General features: G+C 57.0%; 9 protein-coding genes, 2 tRNA genes and 3 rRNA genes. 9 read left to right on the top strand and 5 right to left on the bottom strand.

Translation table 11 applies throughout. The annotated features are described in order from the left end of the window. The 3 genes from BQ4436_RS01600 to rrf all read left to right on the top strand — a co-directional run. Positions 1-1307 (top strand): 16S ribosomal RNA (locus BQ4436_RS01600); the annotation flags it as partial. A gap of 437 nt (positions 1308-1744) precedes the next feature. Beyond that, positions 1745-4826: ribosomal RNA gene (locus BQ4436_RS01595) — 23S ribosomal RNA — on the top strand. Positions 4827-4987: 161 nt separating this feature from the next. Further along, a 5S ribosomal RNA gene (gene rrf / locus BQ4436_RS01590) occupies positions 4988-5106 on the top strand. A gap of 181 nt (positions 5107-5287) precedes the next feature. Here rrf and BQ4436_RS01585 read toward each other — a convergent pair. The 3 genes from BQ4436_RS01585 to BQ4436_RS01575 are packed head-to-tail and all read right to left on the bottom strand — an operon-like array spanning position 5288 to position 7449. Further along, the gene (locus tag BQ4436_RS01585) at positions 5288-5638 is read right to left on the bottom strand and encodes a fluoride efflux transporter FluC (protein ID WP_176754783.1); all 351 of its coding nucleotides are present in this window, start codon (positions 5636-5638) and stop codon (positions 5288-5290) included. Beyond that, a complete protein-coding gene (locus BQ4436_RS01580) occupies positions 5638-6009 on the bottom strand; it encodes a CrcB family protein (protein ID WP_255366082.1) in 372 nt (123 codons plus the stop codon). The genes BQ4436_RS01585 and BQ4436_RS01580 overlap by 1 nt, the downstream gene beginning before the upstream one ends. A 21-nt stretch (positions 6010-6030) precedes the next feature. Then, positions 6031-7449, bottom strand: a complete 1419-nt coding sequence (locus BQ4436_RS01575; RefSeq protein ID WP_070478264.1) for an alanine/glycine:cation symporter family protein — start codon at positions 7447-7449, stop codon at positions 6031-6033. A gap of 169 nt (positions 7450-7618) precedes the next feature. Here BQ4436_RS01575 and pgm point away from each other — a divergent pair, with 169 nt between their 5' ends. From pgm to BQ4436_RS01545, 6 genes are all read left to right on the top strand, one after another. Beyond that, the gene (pgm, locus tag BQ4436_RS01570) at positions 7619-9274 is read left to right on the top strand and encodes a phosphoglucomutase (alpha-D-glucose-1,6-bisphosphate-dependent) (RefSeq protein WP_070975275.1); all 1656 of its coding nucleotides are present in this window, start codon (positions 7619-7621) and stop codon (positions 9272-9274) included. A gap of 11 nt (positions 9275-9285) precedes the next feature. Next, complete coding sequence (locus BQ4436_RS01565) at positions 9286-9756, top strand: MauE/DoxX family redox-associated membrane protein (protein WP_070975274.1); 471 nt, start codon at positions 9286-9288, stop codon at positions 9754-9756. A gap of 53 nt (positions 9757-9809) precedes the next feature. After that, positions 9810-10538, top strand: a complete 729-nt coding sequence (locus tag BQ4436_RS01560; protein ID WP_070975273.1) for a DsbA family protein — start codon at positions 9810-9812, stop codon at positions 10536-10538. A gap of 85 nt (positions 10539-10623) precedes the next feature. After that, positions 10624-10696, top strand: a tRNA-Ala gene (locus BQ4436_RS01555). Between the two features lie 336 nt (positions 10697-11032). Next, a complete protein-coding gene (gene pulA / locus BQ4436_RS01550; RefSeq protein ID WP_070975272.1) occupies positions 11033-14929 on the top strand; it encodes a type I pullulanase in 3897 nt (1298 codons plus the stop codon). Between the two features lie 183 nt (positions 14930-15112). After that, positions 15113-15185: transfer RNA gene (locus BQ4436_RS01545), tRNA-Ala, on the top strand. 20 nt (positions 15186-15205) lie between these two features. Here the strand turns inward: BQ4436_RS01545 and BQ4436_RS01540 are convergent. Both BQ4436_RS01540 and BQ4436_RS01535 read right to left on the bottom strand, forming a co-directional pair. After that, the gene (locus tag BQ4436_RS01540) at positions 15206-16069 is read right to left on the bottom strand and encodes an RluA family pseudouridine synthase (protein ID WP_070975280.1); all 864 of its coding nucleotides are present in this window, start codon (positions 16067-16069) and stop codon (positions 15206-15208) included. A gap of 63 nt (positions 16070-16132) precedes the next feature. Then, a complete protein-coding gene (locus BQ4436_RS01535; RefSeq protein WP_070975271.1) occupies positions 16133-17014 on the bottom strand; it encodes a hypothetical protein in 882 nt (293 codons plus the stop codon). Positions 17015-17064 lie beyond the last annotated feature (50 nt).

Raw genomic sequence — 17064 nt, 5'->3', positions numbered from 1 at the left:
TTTGCGGTATGGGATGAGCTCGCGGCCTATCAGCTTGTTGGTGGGGTAATGGCCTACCAAGGCGTCGACGGGTAGCCGGCCTGAGAGGGTGTACGGCCACATTGGGACTGAGATACGGCCCAGACTCCTACGGGAGGCAGCAGTGGGGAATATTGCACAATGGGCGCAAGCCTGATGCAGCGACGCCGCGTGGGGGATGAAGGCCTTCGGGTTGTAAACTCCTTTCGCTAGGGACGAAGCATTTTTGTGACGGTACCTGGAGAAGAAGCACCGGCTAACTACGTGCCAGCAGCCGCGGTAATACGTAGGGTGCGAGCGTTGTCCGGAATTACTGGGCGTAAAGAGCTCGTAGGTGGTTTGTCGCGTCGTTTGTGTAAGTCCACAGCTTAACTGTGGGACTGCAGGCGATACGGGCATAACTTGAGTGCTGTAGGGGAGACTGGAATTCCTGGTGTAGCGGTGAAATGCGCAGATATCAGGAGGAACACCGATGGCGAAGGCAGGTCTCTGGGCAGTAACTGACGCTGAGGAGCGAAAGCATGGGTAGCGAACAGGATTAGATACCCTGGTAGTCCATGCCGTAAACGGTGGGCGCTAGGTGTGAGTCCCTTCCACGGGATTTGTGCCGTAGCTAACGCATTAAGCGCCCCGCCTGGGGAGTACGGCCGCAAGGCTAAAACTCAAAGGAATTGACGGGGGCCCGCACAAGCGGCGGAGCATGTGGATTAATTCGATGCAACGCGAAGAACCTTACCTGGGCTTGACATGTAGCGGATCGCCGCAGAGATGTGGTTTCCCTTGTGGTCGCTATACAGGTGGTGCATGGTTGTCGTCAGCTCGTGTCGTGAGATGTTGGGTTAAGTCCCGCAACGAGCGCAACCCTTGTCTTATGTTGCCAGCACGTAATGGTGGGGACTCATGAGAGACTGCCGGGGTTAACTCGGAGGAAGGTGGGGATGACGTCAAATCATCATGCCCCTTATGTCCAGGGCTTCACACATGCTACAATGGTCGGTACAGCGCGTTTGCTACCTTGTGAGGGGATGCTAATCGCACAAAGCCGGCCTTAGTTCGGATTGGGGTCTGCAACTCGACCCCATGAAGTCGGAGTCGCTAGTAATCGCAGATCAGCAACGCTGCGGTGAATACGTTCCCGGGCCTTGTACACACCGCCCGTCACGTCATGAAAGTTGGTAACACCCGAAGCCAGTGGCCTGTCATGGGAGCTGTCGAAGGTGGGATCGGCGATTGGGACGAAGTCGTAACAAGGTAGCCGTACCGGAAGGTGCGGCTGGATCACCTCCTTTCTAAGGAGTTTTATTTTGTTGGCCCACAGTTGTGGGCTTGGTTGTTGGTTGAGTCACCGTGGGTGTGGCTGCCAATTGTTGTTTCCGGGTGGAGACACACCAGCTCCAGACTGTCATGCATTCGTGTGGTGGTTGTGGTTGTGGTTGCAGTGTGGCCGGGTTTTTGTAGTCAAAAATGAAGTAATAGTTATTGTGTGTTGGTGCACTGTTGGGTGTCTGAGACAGCAGTTGTGTTGTCTTGAATGATTCCGCGTGTTGATCACTGACTTGTTTGGTTGGTGGTTGGTGTGTGGGGTGTGTTGTGTGAGAACTGTATAGTGGACGCGAGCATCTTTATTCTTGTGGAAGAATTTTTTGATTGTAAGTTTGCCTAACAACAAGTGATTGTCATGCTGTTTGTGTGTGGTGGTTGTTTGTTGTTTGTTTGTTGTGTGTTTTTGTTTTGTTACAAGGGCGTACGGTGGATGCCTTGGCATGCTTAGCCGATGAAGGACGTGTGAGGCTGCGTTATGCCTCGGGGAGTTGCCAACAAAGCGTTGATCCGAGGATGTCCGAATGGGGAAACCTGGCACTTGTTATGGAGTGTTACCTGCAGATGAATGTATAGTCTGTGTGGGGGTTACGCGGGGAAGTGAAACATCTCAGTACCCGTAGGAGAAGAAAACAATTGTGATTCTGCTAGTAGTGGCGAGCGAACGTGGATGAGGCTAAACCATGCGTGTGTGATACCTGGCAGGGGTTGCGCGTGTGGTGTTGTGGGCGATGATTGTGGGTATGCTGCCATGTACCCCTATGATGCGGCGTGTTAGCGGAAGTCACCTGGGATGGTGTGCCGGAGAGGGTGAGAGCCCCTGTACGTGAAGGCGTGTCGTGTTGTGGTGATTGTTTGCCCGAGTAGCAGTGGGCTCGTGGAATCTGCTGTGAATCTGCCGGGACCACCCGGTAAGCCTAAATACTAAGTGTGACCGATAGTGAATAAGTACCGTGAGGGAATGGTGAAAAGTACCCCGGGAGGGGAGTGAAAGAGTTCCTGAAACCGTGCGCTTACAATCCGTCAGAGCACCGCGTGTGTGTGATGGCGTGCCTTTTGAAGAATGAGCCTGCGAGTCAGCGGCATGTCGCGAGGTTAACCCGTGTGGGGTAGTCGTAGCGAAAGCGAATCCTAATTGGGTGTCGTTTAGTGGCATGTCCTGGACCCGAAGCGGGGTGATCTACCCATGGCCAGTGTGAAGCAGCTGTAAGAGGTTGTGGAGGCGCGAACCCACTTAGGTTGAAAACTGAGGGGATGAGTTGTGGGTAGGGGTGAAAGGCCAATCAAACTCCGTGATAGCTGGTTCTCCCCGAAATGCATTTAGGTGCAGCGTTATAGTAGTTTGCCGGAGGTAGAGCTACTGGTTGGTTGAGCGGGACTATCATCTTAGCAACATCAGCCAAACTCCGAATGCCGGTTAAGTGTTCTATAGCAGTGAGACTGTGGGGGATAAGCTTCATAGTCGAGAGGGAAACAGCCCAGATCGCCGGTTAAGGCCCCTAAGGGTGTACTAAGTGGAAAAGGATGTGGGATCGCGAAGACAGCCAGGAGGTTGGCTTAGAAGCAGCCATCCTTGAAAGAGTGCGTAATAGCTCACTGGTCGAGTGGTTCTGCGCCGACAATGTAGTGGGGCTCAAGTACACCGCCGAAGCCGCGGCATAGTTTTTACTATGGGTAGGGGAGCGTCGTGCATGGGGTGAAGCCATACTGTAAGGGGTGGTGGACTGTGTGCGAGTGAGAATGCAGGCATGAGTAACGAGAGATACGTGAGAATCGTATCCGCTGGATGACTAAGGGTTCCTGGGTCAAGTTCGTCTTCCCAGGGTGAGTCGGGTCCTAAGGCGAGGCCGACAGGCGTAGTCGATGGTCAACGGGTTGATATTCCCGTACCCGTATGCATGCGACAAAGAGTGAAGCGGTGATACTAACCACCCTGAACTGGCAACATGCGCATCCTTTTGGGTGTGTGGTTGTTGGTGATGCGTGGGGCCTGATCCGTGGTAGTTCAGTGATGGGGTGACGCAGTCAGGTAGCCGCGCCAAGTGTTGGATATCTTGGTGTAAGCGTGTGGCACGTCGACTTGTGAAATGCGGTCGATATTTTGTGTGAGGCGTGATGCGTAGCCCAATTGTTGGGTGATGGTGGTGATCCTTTGCTGTCGAGAAAAGCCTCTAGCGATGTGTGTGTATGGCCCGTACCCGAAACCGACACAGGTGGTCAGGTAGAGAATACTAAAGCGGTCGGGTGAACTGTGGTTAAGGAATTCGGCAAATTGCCCCCGTAACTTCGGGAGAAGGGGGGCCCTTGCTGGTTGCATGCCTTTTTCGGTGTGTTGCTGGTGGGGGTCGCAGAGAATAGAGGGGAGCGACTGTTTATCAAAAACACAGGTCCGTGCGAAGACGGTTAAGTTGATGTATACGGACTGACGCCTGCCCGGTGCTGGAAGGTTAAGAGGACCTGTTAGGACGCATGTCCGAAGCGGAGAATTTAAGCCCCAGTAAACGGCGGTGGTAACTATAACCATCCTAAGGTAGCGAAATTCCTTGTCGGGTAAGTTCCGACCTGCACGAATGGCGTAACGACTCCCCTGCTGTCTCAACCACAGGCCCGGTGAAATTGCAGTACGAGTAAAGATGCTCGTTTCGCGCGGCAGGACGAAAAGACCCCGGGACCTTCACTATAGCTTGGTATTGGTATTCGGTGCGGTTTGTGTAGGATAGGTGGGAGACTGTGAAGTGGTCACGCTAGTGATTGTGGAGTCGTTGTTGAAATACCACTCTGACCGTAGTGGATGTCTAACCTTGGCCCATGATCTGGGTTGGGGACAGTGCCTGGTGGGTAGTTTAACTGGGGCGGTTGCCTCCCAAAATGTAACGGAGGCGCCCAAAGGTTCCCTCAGCCTGGTTGGCAATCAGGTGGTGAGTGTAAGTGCACAAGGGAGCTTGACTGTGAGACTTACAAGTCGAGCAGGGACGAAAGTCGGGACTAGTGATCCGGCACCTACTTGTGGATGTGGTGTCGCTCAACGGATAAAAGGTACCCCGGGGATAACAGGCTGATCTTCCCCAAGAGTCCATATCGACGGGATGGTTTGGCACCTCGATGTCGGCTCGTCGCATCCTGGGGCTGGAGTAGGTCCCAAGGGTTGGGCTGTTCGCCCATTAAAGCGGCACGCGAGCTGGGTTCAGAACGTCGTGAGACAGTTCGGTCTCTATCCGCCGCGCGCGTTGAAACTTGAAGAAGGCTGTCCCTAGTACGAGAGGACCGGGACGGACGTACCTCTGGTGTGCCAGTTGTTCCGCCAGGAGCAGGGCTGGTTGGCTACGTACGGGAGGGATAACCGCTGAAAGCATCTAAGCGGGAAGCCTGTTTTGAGATGAGGTTTCGTTTGAGGTTCCCTAGAGATGATGGGGTTGATAGGCCGGATCTGGTAGCACTGTGAGGTGTGTAAGGTGACTGGTACTAATTACACCGAGACTAAAACAAAACACATGGTGTGCATTGTTTATGGTCAAGAGTTTTGAGTGTTCTTCCGTGTAAAGAAGTAGTGTTTGCGTCCACTGTGCAGTGTCTGGCATGACATGCCTGTGCTGATATGTGAATATTGTCGTTGTTATCAACAGTATTGTGTTGGCACGATTTTGGTCGTGTCGGTGGTTGATGGCGGCGGGGAAACGCCCGGTCCCTTTCCGAACCCGGTTAGCTAAGCCCGCCCGCGCTGATGGTACTGCACCTGGGAGGGTGTGGGAGAGTAGGTTACCGCCGGCCTATAACTTCATTTTCTTGTGTGTGGTGGGTTCCATTATTCCCGTTGTTGGGGGTGGTGGTACCCACCACACTCTTTTTTGTGCACCCCCACAACAAACAAACGGGGATGGTTGTGTGTGGCCGGTTACCAATTCTGATCCACAGACAACACACCAAAAGTATTTGCAGCGCTTTGTATCGTCTAAAATGCCGCGTTACCGCGCATAACGCCTAGCCCTGCGAATGCAACGCCGACGGCGAGCGTCCACAGCAGATACTTTGCGCATCGTGCGTACCTGCGCTCTTTGAGCAGCATTCCTGCTTCTTTGGCGAGCGTCGACCATGTAGAGAGCGCACCAGCAAATCCCGTTCCAATGAACACTGCCCACATCGGCGCCATCGCGACTGTAAAGCCGAGGACCATGGATGCGGCAGCGTTGGCCGTGAAGGTGCCCTTGCGCGGTGGGAGGGCGGAACTAATCCACCACCGTGTGGCGCCGCCCAACGCGCCGCCAAAGAACACTGCAGGGATGGCAATTGGGTCAATAAACACTATCGATCACCTGTCTCCTTGCACTCACGCATGGCGTCGCCAGCCCACCAGCCAGCGATGCAGAAGACAACACTGGAGAGTACGTAGATGAACGCAGTGATTGCAGTCGTTTGCGCTGCGGCGACGGTGAGAGCGGAGAACGTCGTGAAGCCTCCGAGGAAACCTGTGCCGAGTAATGGGCCTGGTCGGAAGTAACCCATTGCGTAGCTGCCCAAGACGTTGATGCCAAGCGTGACCAGAAAAGCGTAATGCGGTGCTGCAGGCAGCACCGCAAGGAGTCCCGCTGTAAGCACGTAGCGTGTAAGTGCTCCCGTGCCAGCTCCGACGCCTACTGCGAGGGGCTCATTCGACTCAATGTTTTGTAATTGCACACCAGAAGTCTACTAGTGCGCTTACTCCCAATTCATGCCTTGCTGCTTTACAAATACTGCAACCTCCTCGGGGCTACGGCGAAGCTTCGGATCGAATTTGAGGTACTCGCGAGTCTCACGGGCGACGAGCCCGGAAAGCAGCAGTAGACCGATGAGATTCGGGATTGCCATGAGGCCGTTCGCCAGGTCGGAGAACGTCCATACGAGTTCGAGGTGCGTGGTGGCGCCGAGGAACGCTACGGCGGTAAAGAACATCTTGTATGGCAATGAAGCCCACTGGCCGAAGAGGGCGGTTGCGGCGCGTTCGCCGTAGTAGGACCAGCCCAGGATCGTAGAGAATGCGAAGAAGATGAGGGAAACGGAGACGATGTCGCCGCCCCAGGTGCCTGGCAGGACCGTCGAGAAGCCGCGTGCGGTCATGACTGCTGCTTCGTCGCGTCCCATGTCCCACGTCCCGGAGGTCACGATGACAAGGCCGGTGATGGTAACAACGATCAGGGTGTCAATGAACGTCTGGGTCATGGATACTAGTGCCTGGCGGGTGGGGTGCTGGGTCTTCGCTGCCGCAGCGGCGATTGCTGCAGAGCCCATGCCGGACTCGTTGGAGAAGATGCCGCGGGCAACACCGAACTGGATTGCCATCATGATGGTGGAGCCGACGAAGCCACCGGTCGCGGCTGAGCCGGTGAACGCGTCGTGGAAGATGAGAGAGATAGCTGCAGGGATCTGGTCTGCCATCAAAGCGAGCGCGACGATGCCGCCACCGACGTAGAGAACAATCATCAGGGGAACGAACGCTGCCGTGATCTTGCCGATGCCTTCAATACCACCCAAGATGGCTGCGCCGACGCCAATGAAGATCAGGATGCCGGAGACAGTAGGTTCGATGCCGAATGCTTCCTGCATGCCTGCAGCGATGGAATTGCCTTGAGTGAGGTTACCGATGCCGAAAGACGCGAAGATAGTAAAGAGCATGAACGCGACCGCGAGCACGGACCCCAGCGGGCCTGGGATTCCGCGGCGGAGGTACTCGTGTGGTCCTCCTTGTTGGCGTCCTTTGTCGTCGGTGGTGCGGAAGCGGACGCCGAGGTAGGCCTCGGAGTATTTCGACGCCATGCCGACGATGCCTGTGACCCAGATCCAGAGCAGGGAGCCCGGGCCACCGATCGAGATCGCGGTGGCTACGCCGACGATGTTGCCGGTGCCGACTGTTGCGGCGAGGGCCGTCGTTAAGGCCTGGTAGTTGCTGATGTCGCCGGAGCCTTCTTCATTCTTATCGACGAACGCGTGGCGGGTCGCGCGGCCGAGCGTGCGGAACTGGATGCCACCCATTCGGACGGTCAGGAAGAGGCCCGTGCCGAGCAGCAGCGGGATGAGCAGGAATGGGCCCCAGACGAACGAGGCGATCGTACCGAGGGTTTCGTTGAGTTGCGCAGCCATCGTGATCCTTTCGCAATAGGGTGTGGGCCAGGTTACCTTTCTCCCGATAACGTGATTGAGATAATAGACACATAACCTCCCGTGTGTACACGGTTTGTACGATTTTTCTGGCGGAAGTTTCCAAAAAAGGGAAAGATGGGTGTGAACGTATTCGAAAGGATGTTGTCGTATGGCTCATGAACGTGCTGGCCAGATTGCCCGCCCGGAAGATTTGATCGATATCGCGTCGTTGGTGACTGCTTACTACACCCGTGATGTAGACCCGCACAATCCCGACCAGCAGGTGGTGTTTGGTACCTCTGGCCACCGTGGTTCTTCGCTTGATAACGCGTTTAATGAGGGGCATATTCTGGCGACCACGCAGGCGATCGTCGACTACCGTCGTGAGCAAAACATTGGCGGTCCGGTCTTCATCGGGCGCGATACGCACGCGTTGTCTGAGCCGGCGATGGTCTCCGCGCTTGAGGTGCTGTTTGGCAATGGGGTTGAGGTGCTTGTTGACGCCGCTGGGCGTTACACACCGACTCCGGCGGTGTCGCACGCAATTTTGTCGCACAACGCGAAGCTGCCTGGCGGCGTGACCGGGACGGATGCGAAGCGTGCGGACGGCATTGTGATTACGCCGTCGCACAACCCTCCTCGTGATGGTGGTTTCAAGTACAACCCGCCGTCGGGTGGTCCGGCTGACACGGACGCGACTGACTGGATTGCGAAGCGGGCGAACGAGTACATCGCAAACGGTTTGGAGGGCGTGAAGCGCTCCGCGGCGTCTGGTGTGCTCGATGAGCGTGCGCAGCGCTACGACTACCTGAATAACTACATCAATGACTTGCCGAACGTCGTCGACATTGCGGCGATTCGTGAATCCGGTCTGAGCATCGGCGCAGATCCGATGGGCGGAGCGAGCGTCGATTATTGGGGTGCAATCGCTGAGAAGCACGGCCTGAATATGACCGTGGTGAACCCGGAGGTCGACCCGACCTGGCGTTTCATGACGCTCGACACTGATGGCAAGATTCGCATGGATTGCTCCTCGCCGGACTCGATGGCGTCGCTGGTGCACAATCGTGACAAGTATGACATCGCTACCGGCAACGACGCTGACTCGGACCGCCACGGGATCGTCACGCCGGACGCCGGCCTGATGAACCCGAACCATTACCTCGCCGTCGCGATTGAGTACCTGTTCTCACATCGCGAGGGCTGGGCGGACAACACCGCAGTTGGCAAGACGCTGGTGTCCTCGTCGATGATTGACCGTGTAGTGGCATCGCTCGGGCGCAAGCTTGTCGAGGTTCCAGTCGGCTTCAAGTGGTTCGTACCAGGGCTTATCGACGGCACCGTTGGCTTCGGCGGCGAAGAATCCGCGGGTGCGTCCTTCCTGCGGAAGGATGGCACGGTGTGGTCGACTGATAAGGACGGCCTGATTCTGGATCTGCTCGCGGCGGAGATTACAGCTGTGACGGGGAAGACGCCGTCGCAACGCTACGCTGAACTGGCTGAGAAGTTCGGCTCCCCGGCATACGCTCGTATCGATGCCCCGGCGAACCGCGAGCAGAAGGCGACGCTGAAGGCGCTCTCCCCGGAGCAGGTCACCGCGACCGAGCTGGCTGGTGAACCAATCACCGCGAAGCTGACCGAGGCACCAGGCAACGGTGCTCCAATTGGCGGGCTGAAGGTGACGACGGAAAACGCCTGGTTCGCGGCGCGACCATCGGGTACGGAGGACAAGTACAAGATTTACGCCGAGAGTTTCAAGGGCAAGGAGCATTTGGCGCAGGTGCAGCAGGCTGCGAAAGAGCTTGTTGCGCAGGTGCTCGGATAGAATGACCAATCGTGACTGAGACACACGAGACCAAACAGGCAAGAGGCAAGCTGCTGGAAATCGCGTCGGCTGCGGCGCGATTTGGGCTGGCGGCTGTGTGGATTGTCGCCGGGTGGACGAAGATCGGCGCCCACATGGAAGTGGCGCAAAATGTCATTGCGTACGAGATTTTCACCCATGAGTGGTCGAATATTTTGGCGCAGTGGATCGGACCGTTGGAGCTGGCCGGTGGGCTGCTCCTGCTGGCTGGCATCAAGCTGCGCGAATGCGGCTGGGTCTCGATCGGGGTCCTGGTGCTATTCATCATCGGGATGTACTCGGCGTGGTCGCGAGGGCTGGTCATCGACTGTGGGTGCTTTGGCCCGCAGCCATCGGATGAAGGCACGAACCTCATTGAGACGATCCTGCGTGACTTTGTCTTGATCGCGGCGACCTTGTTCATGATTTATGTGCCGTACAAGAAGTTTGCGATTTATCCATAGCCTCATCCAGCGATTAAGCTGTTGGGCAATTTCCAACGTCAAGGAGTAAATACGTGACTACCCGTAAGGTGAAGAACCCGAACGAGAAGAACGGTGCAGGGTTCATCTGGGCAATCGTTGCAGTGATCGCGATCGCGGCGCTTGTGATCGGCCTGATTTTCGTCAACGGCAAGAAGGGCCGCGAGGCAGCCATGGCCGAGAACATGATTGACACCACTGGCATCACTGTGAGCTGGAACGAGGACGACCACTTCATTCGTCTCGCAGCCGAAGGTGTCGACGACGCCCCGATGGCAGAGCTCTACGAGGACTTTTCGTGCCCACACTGTGCAGATCTGGCGGTAGCGACGGATGAGCAGATGTTCGAGAAGCTGCGTGAGGGCAAGATTGAGGTCGAGCTGCGCCCGATGGTGACGCTCGATGGCCTGACCAACGGTCACTCCACGATGGGGCTGGCTGCGGAGCTGGCACTCGTCGCAAATAACGAGCCAGCTGCGATGATGAACCTGCGCGACCACCTGATGGTCAACCAGAAGGACGTGTACTCGAAGGTGACCGACGATGACCTTGCTGACCTGGCGCGTGACTACGGCGCGAGCGACAAGGCGGTACAGGACATCCGCGATAAGACCTATTACGATGCGGCGCGCGCAATGTCGAACGGCAACATGAAGCTGCAGGAAGAGCGCGCCGGTGAGGCGTGGACTCCGCGCGTCATGGTTGACGGCAAGGACGTTGAAGGCGAGATCGACAACTGGGTCGATACCGTCGCAAACAGCTAACTGTATGTCCGCGTGGGGCCTGGCTGCATGATTTGTGGCCAGGCTCTCTTCACGTGTATGGTGATGAAAGCTCGTAAGAGTTCAAGGGGCTATGGCGCAGTTGGTAGCGCACCACACTGGCAGTGTGGGGGTCACGGGTTCGAATCCCGTTAGCTCCACAAGAGAAGAAGCTCCCCATTGGTTTGATTGCAAAACCGATGGGGAGCTTTTGTTGTTATGAAAGGTAACTAGTCCCCGATTGAGGGTGTGAGGTTGTATTTCTGCGACATTTACAGTGATATAGATTACTTCAGAACTTAATCGTGACTGTATTGTGTCTGAGTCGTGCTAGCTTAAGGAATGGTCATATTTTTCCATCTTGATGCTGTTTTGGTCTAGGAGGGCCAATGAAATCACCAAAATATAAGAGCATCTTGGGGTTCTTGCTGACATTCCTATTGGTGTTTACGGGAGGTACTGCGCCGGTAGCGCGAGCCGTTCAGAACACTGATGTAATGTATCTGACCTTCACCCCGGATCCTGCGGTTGAAAAGCCGCTTACCACCTACCGTGTGGATTACTGGGCGCAGGGCGACAGCAAGCAGCGACAGATGTTCTCGAGTGTCTTGCCTAATGGCGACCTGTACGCGACTATCGCAACAGACGAACACCCCTTAAATTTCCAGGTGTATCGTACAGATACGCTTTCGCTCCAGCAGGGCGAGCAGGAAAACCGCATATGGGAGTCCGCAGTCTTTGAAGGCGTACAAACCGGAAACTCGGTGTATGCAAAGGCAGGCGCATGCTCCTTCAGCTATAAGCCCGATGGGCCGTTCCGTACTGGAGCGCAGTGCACATTGCAGGTGAGCTTCACCCCTGATCCTGCTGTCCCAGAAAGCGAGTACAACCTTTGGGTTTGGTACGGAGAGAATGACGGAACGTCAGTTCCCTTTACTGGAAAGAATGAGGCTGGGCAGCTTACTGCGGAAATTCCGACCGTTGCTGGGCACGACAAGGTCAACTTGATTGTGCGCCGCTCGACTGCGGAGCAGGATTGGGCGTGGCAATCGAAGGATCTGCGCGATATCCCCACAACGGGACATGTAACTATTGGCACGGACAGCAGCTACAAGTTCATTCCTGCAGAGGAGCCGAATGGGTTGCCAACGAAGGTTTCGCTCACCGTGCACTATGTGCGGCACGACAACAACTACGAAAACTGGAATATGTGGACCTGGTTGCCGGATGAGGATGGGCATAGGGTAGATTTCACGGATGATCACACTGCTACCATCACACACGAAAACCCCAAGGGGATCGAGAAAGTTGGTCTTGTAGTGCGGCGCTCGGATCCTGGTAATGAGTGGGCGTCGAAGAATAGTCCTGATGACCTTTATGTTTCGGACTTCTCAGATGGAAAAGTCGAAATCTGGCTAGTTGAGGGTGACTCCACGATTTATTATTCCAAGGACGACGTGCCACCGGCCCCTGAGAGCAAGTGCTCTGTGTTGCACTCGAAAGAGTTTAACGAGAAGTATTTTTACGACGGCGAGCTCGGCGCGATCTATAGCCAAGACAAGACCACGTTTAGGGTCTGGGCGCCAACGGCAAAGTCAGTAGAATTCGTGAACTACTCCGACAATGCTGCTGTAACTCCGATGTCGAAGGGCGAGCGTGGAACCTGGGAGCTCACCATCGATGGTGACCAGCAAGGACTGGAGTACCGTTACCGCCTGGCATTCGAAGACGGGACAGTCAACGAGGCCGTCGATCCGTACGCGCGGGCAGTGACTGCAAATGGAGCCCGCACCGTAGTCATCGATGCGGAGAAGACAGCCCCAAACAACTGGGACGGCAAACGGATGGCACCGTTTTCTTCGATGCGGGACGCCATCATTTACGAGGCGCACGTGCGGGACCTGACCATCGGGCCTGACAACGGCATTGCGCATAAGGGGAAGTTCCTGGGCCTGACCGAAGCCGGGACCAAGACACAGGCGGATAACCTGTCCGGCTTGGATTACCTGAAGTCCCTGGGCGTCACCCATGTGCAGCTGCTGCCGATTTATGACTTTGGGTCCGTGGACGAGACCGGTGACCTGTCGTTTAACGCACAGTACAACTGGGGCTACGACCCACAGAATTACAACGTTCCCGAGGGCTCCTATTCGACGAACCCCCAGGACCCAACCGCGCGGATTGTTGAGCTGAAGTCCATGATCGCGGCACTTCACGATAACGATATTCGGGTCATCATGGACGTGGTGTACAACCACGTATACACCCCGGAGAACTCGCCACTGCAGCAGACGGTTCCCAACTACTTCTTCCGGATGGATTCGAACTGTAACTTCTTTGACGGTACCGGCGTCGGCAATGAAACTGCTTCAGAGCAACTGATGATGCGCAAGTACATCGTTGACTCTGTGACGTACTGGGCAAAGAATTATGGAATCGATGGGTTCCGTTTCGACCTTATGGGGATCCATGACATTGAGACGATGAACGCCGTGCGTGAAGCGCTCAATGAGATTGATCCTTCGATCGTCATTCTCGGTGAAGGCTGGGAAATGGGGAACCATCCAGCTGGCGTACTTGGCGCGAACCAGAAGAATGCCGAAAAACTGCCTGGCATTGCCTTCTTCAATGATCAATACCGCGACACCGTCAAGGGCGATAACTTCGAGCTGGCACACACCGGTTTCATCAACGGCGCGAACCAGGAACACCGTTCGTGGGACCTGCTGAACAACATCAAGGGCGCCCAGCACGTGCGGGACTACCTCGGCCCGGAGCAGTCCGTGGTGTACAACGAGGCCCACGACAACTACACGATGTTTGACAAGCTCAAGGGCAGCATGCCGCACGCCTCTGATGGAGAGATCACAAAGCGTCACGCGTTGGGTACCGCTACGCAGTACTTAGCGAACGGCGCAGTGTTCATTCACGCAGGGCAAGAGTTCTTGCGCACGAAGTCGGGCGATCATAACTCGTATAAGTCGCCCGACGCAGTCAACGTATTCGACTACGACAGGGCAGCACAGTTCGCAAAGGAAGTGCAGTTCTTCCGCGACCTGAACGCGTTCCGCAAGCAGTACGATTTCATGCGCCTACCGAGCTATGGGGCGATCAACAACAAGTACACTCATGAAATCACTGCGGGAGCAGACAGCATCAACACGAACCACGTGGGCTACACCGTGAAGGACGCATTTGCAGGTGATATCGACGCCTTCGTGTACGTGAACGCTGCAGACGAACCATGGCAGGCCCCACTGCCTGCCGGCGAGTACGAAGTGATGATTCAGGGGATGGACGTCTACGACGAACCGCAGGCTCTTTCCTCGGACGGTGAAGTCGCTGTTCCACCGTTGAGCATTATGCTGCTGCGCGAGACCCCTGAGCCTGAGCCGTCGCCGGAGCCGACGCCGAGCGAGGAGCCGAGCACGACCGCGAAGCCGAGCACGACCGCGAAGTCGGAGCCCACGACGACGGTGAAGCCGGCGCCGAGCGTGAAGCCGAGCACGAGTGCGACCGCGAAGCCGAACCCGACTACGAGCGAGGAGCCGAGTGCGACCGCGAAGCCGAACCCGACTACGAGCGAGGAGCCGAGTACGACCGCGAAGCCGGACCCGACGACGACGGTGAAGAGTTCTACAATGGCAGTGCCGTCACCGAGCACGTCTGTCAAGCCAACCACGTCTACAAAGTCGGAGCCGACGACGGTGCAGCCGGAGCCGACGACGGTGCAGCCGGAGCCGACGACGAGCGAGGAGCCGAGCACGACTGCCAAGCCGGAGCCGACTACGACAGTGAAGCCGAGCACGACCGCGAAGTCGGAGCCCACGACGACGGTGAAGCCGGAGCCGAGCGTGAAGCCGAACCCGACTACGAGCGAGGAGCCGACCACGACCGAAAAGCCGGAGCCGAGCACGAGCGTGGAGACTTCTACAAAGGCAGTGCCGTCACCGAGTGTGTCTGCCAAGCCGACCACGTCTGTCAAGCCGGAGCCGACTACGACGGTGAAGCCGGAGCCGAGCACGACGGTGAAGCCGAGCACGAGTGTAAAACCAAAGCCGAGTTCGTCTGTCAAGCCGGAGCCGAGCACGAGCGTGGAGACTTCTACAATGGCAGTGCCGTCACCGAGTGTGTCTGCCAAGCCGACCACGTCTGCCAAGCCGACGCCAACCACGAGCGTTAAATCTGACTCGAGCAGTAATTCAAGTTCCGAGTCACGTGGAATATGCTCCAGCAATTCTTCCAGCCAAAGTAGTAAGGGAGACAATGGGAGCAGCACTGGTGCAGCCGTGTGTGGAGTGGTCTTTACCGGGCTCCTGCTGATCGCACTGGGCATCCTTGCCACAGTGCCCCCACTGAAGGACCAAATCGATCGGTGGTTGCGTAGTTTGTGATGCATTGAACTGCCTAGGATGGCAACCTAGGCAGTTCTCACGCGGTACCAATTTGAGTGATTTGTTCCCGCTCGCTTGAAGGAGAGGCTATTTCCTCAGGAGAGCGGGAAGGTCCTCTGTATGCATTTGCCTCACATTAAACGCACGGTATAAGCTGACTTTTACGCGTGTTTCAGCGTGCGCGGGGCTATGGCGCAGTTGGTAGCGCACCACACTGGCAGTGTGGGGGTCACGGGTTCGAATCCCGTTAGCTCCACAGAAAAAACCGCAGGTTGCTTAGGGCCTGCGGTTTTTGTGTTCCCGGACCGGCGCCGTCACCGCGACGCGCTCGCCGTTGCGCAGCGTGAACTCCAGCTGGTAGGCGTGCAGGAACATCCGCTGCGCGCCCGTGCGCGAGCCGTACGCGCGGTCGCCGACGATAGGGTGGCCCTCGTGGGCCGCGTGTACGCGGATTTGGTGGCGTCGTCCAGTAATGAGCTCGGCCTCGACGAGCGTGTTCGGCCCGCGGTTTTCCACGCGGCGGAATCGTGTGTGGGCGTCGTCGCCGTCGGCACGTACGACCATGGTTTTCGGTGTTCGCGCGATCGGGGCCTTTACGTCGCGTGTACCCGCCCAGCGTCCCTCCACGACCGCGCGGTAGATGCGGATCACGTTCTGCTCGCGGAAGGCTCGCTGCAGGTGGCGCAGCTCTGCATGGTTGAGCGCGATCAGCAGCGCCCCGGACGTCTCCTTATCGATGCGGTGCGCAAGCTCAGCGTCGGGGTACACGTCACGGATGCGCTCGATGACGCCGCGCCGCGTCCCGGTTCCCGCATGCACCGGCACCCCCGCCGGCTTATTTACTACCAGTGCCGTCGGCCCCTCCCACAGCACCTCAAACCCGTGGCCCTTACTTTTCGACGCCCTCTTCGCTTCCTTACAGAATTCGCCCGGCAACGTGATCACGTCCCCACCCCGGACGCGGTAATCCTGCTTGATGCGTTTCTGGTTGACCCGCAACGCCCCCTTGCGTGCGAGCTTGAACAGCATGGTCGCCGGGCACGTGGTGTAGCTGGCGAGGAACTTGTGCATCCGCCGACCGTCGTGGTCCTCCGGGACCGTGATCGCCGTGTATCCAGGTGGGGGAATGCGGGTGGTCATGGCTGGCACCATAGCAAAACGCCCACCGGCGGGCTGCCGATGGGCGAAAAGGGGAGCGGTTGACTACTTGAACACTGGGTTCTGCATGGTCAGACCGATGATATTCGTCTTTGCGCCGGAGTTGTTGATTCCGTGGAAGTCAATCTGCAGCTCGCGGACATCCTTCAGGTCGTACTTCAGGTTAAACGGCTCGTTGCCTGGGCGAAGCTGGAGGCGGCCGTCCTTACCGAAGGTGAAGCCTGGGTAGTCCTTCGGGTTGAGGAACTTCTCGGTGTCGCCTTCCCAGAACCGCACCAGCGTGTAGAAGGTCGATGGGGTGTTGTCCATGAAGTCGAACGTCGCGTCGAACTCAGAATATGAGTACGGAGTTGCGTTGTTCGCATTGTTGAATGACAAGATGTAAAGGTTGTCCCAGAAACGGCTGTTGCTGGCACGCCCCTCGACGTCGGTATCCCAGTTTCCCCATCGGTTGGGGTACAAAGCGACGTATGCGTCGTAGTCCGGGGTGCCATTCAGCATTACGCCGGCTTGCATCTGGCGGAACTCGTAGCCGTTGTTACGGCCTTCGAAGGTCACGTCCGCCAGTGGCACCGGCTTCGAGCCCGTGTACAGCGGTGCTGGCTGCGGCATGGTGTCGACCGGGTTCTCGGTAGTGGTCGGCGTCGTCTGGCTAGTGGTCGGTGCTGCCGAAGGGCGTGGGTTAGCCGTCGGGCGGGTGGTGCCCTGGTTGCCTGGCTTTGCTGGAGCTGTCACGCTTGGCTTGCTGTCATTCGACGAGCCCTTGATGCCTGCCTTGGAGGAAGTGTCGCCGCTGGCAAGGCCACCGATGATGCCGATGATCATGGTGATGGCAACACCAATGGCCGCAATAGCACCTTTGACGTCGCGCACGCCGAGCGCAGTGAATACTTGCTGCACTTCCTTTGGAAGCTTCACGTTGTCCATAAGAATCCTTAAGTCTCAGAGAGGATACGGAGAATTGCCAGGCAACACCT

Source organism: Corynebacterium sp. MC3 (genome assembly GCF_900099485.1).
Classification (GTDB): Bacteria; Actinomycetota; Actinomycetes; order Mycobacteriales; family Mycobacteriaceae; genus Corynebacterium; species Corynebacterium pseudogenitalium.
The sequence above is the reverse complement of the archived record's forward strand: the minus strand, read 5'-3'. Positions and strand labels throughout refer to the sequence as shown.

Bases quoted from the DNA above. Each gene is read 5' to 3' on its own strand.
- pulA (WP_070975272.1), top strand. From the start codon at position 11,033: ATGTATCTGACCTTCACCCCGGATCCTGCGGTTGAAAAGCCGCTTACC.
- BQ4436_RS01535 (WP_070975271.1), bottom strand. From the start codon at position 17,014: ATGGACAACGTGAAGCTTCCAAAGGAAGTGCAGCAAGTATTCACTGCG.
- BQ4436_RS01540 (WP_070975280.1), bottom strand. From the start codon at position 16,069: ATGACCACCCGCATTCCCCCACCTGGATACACGGCGATCACGGTCCCG.
- pgm (WP_070975275.1), top strand. From the start codon at position 7,619: ATGGCTCATGAACGTGCTGGCCAGATTGCCCGCCCGGAAGATTTGATC.
- BQ4436_RS01575 (WP_070478264.1), bottom strand. From the start codon at position 7,449: ATGGCTGCGCAACTCAACGAAACCCTCGGTACGATCGCCTCGTTCGTC.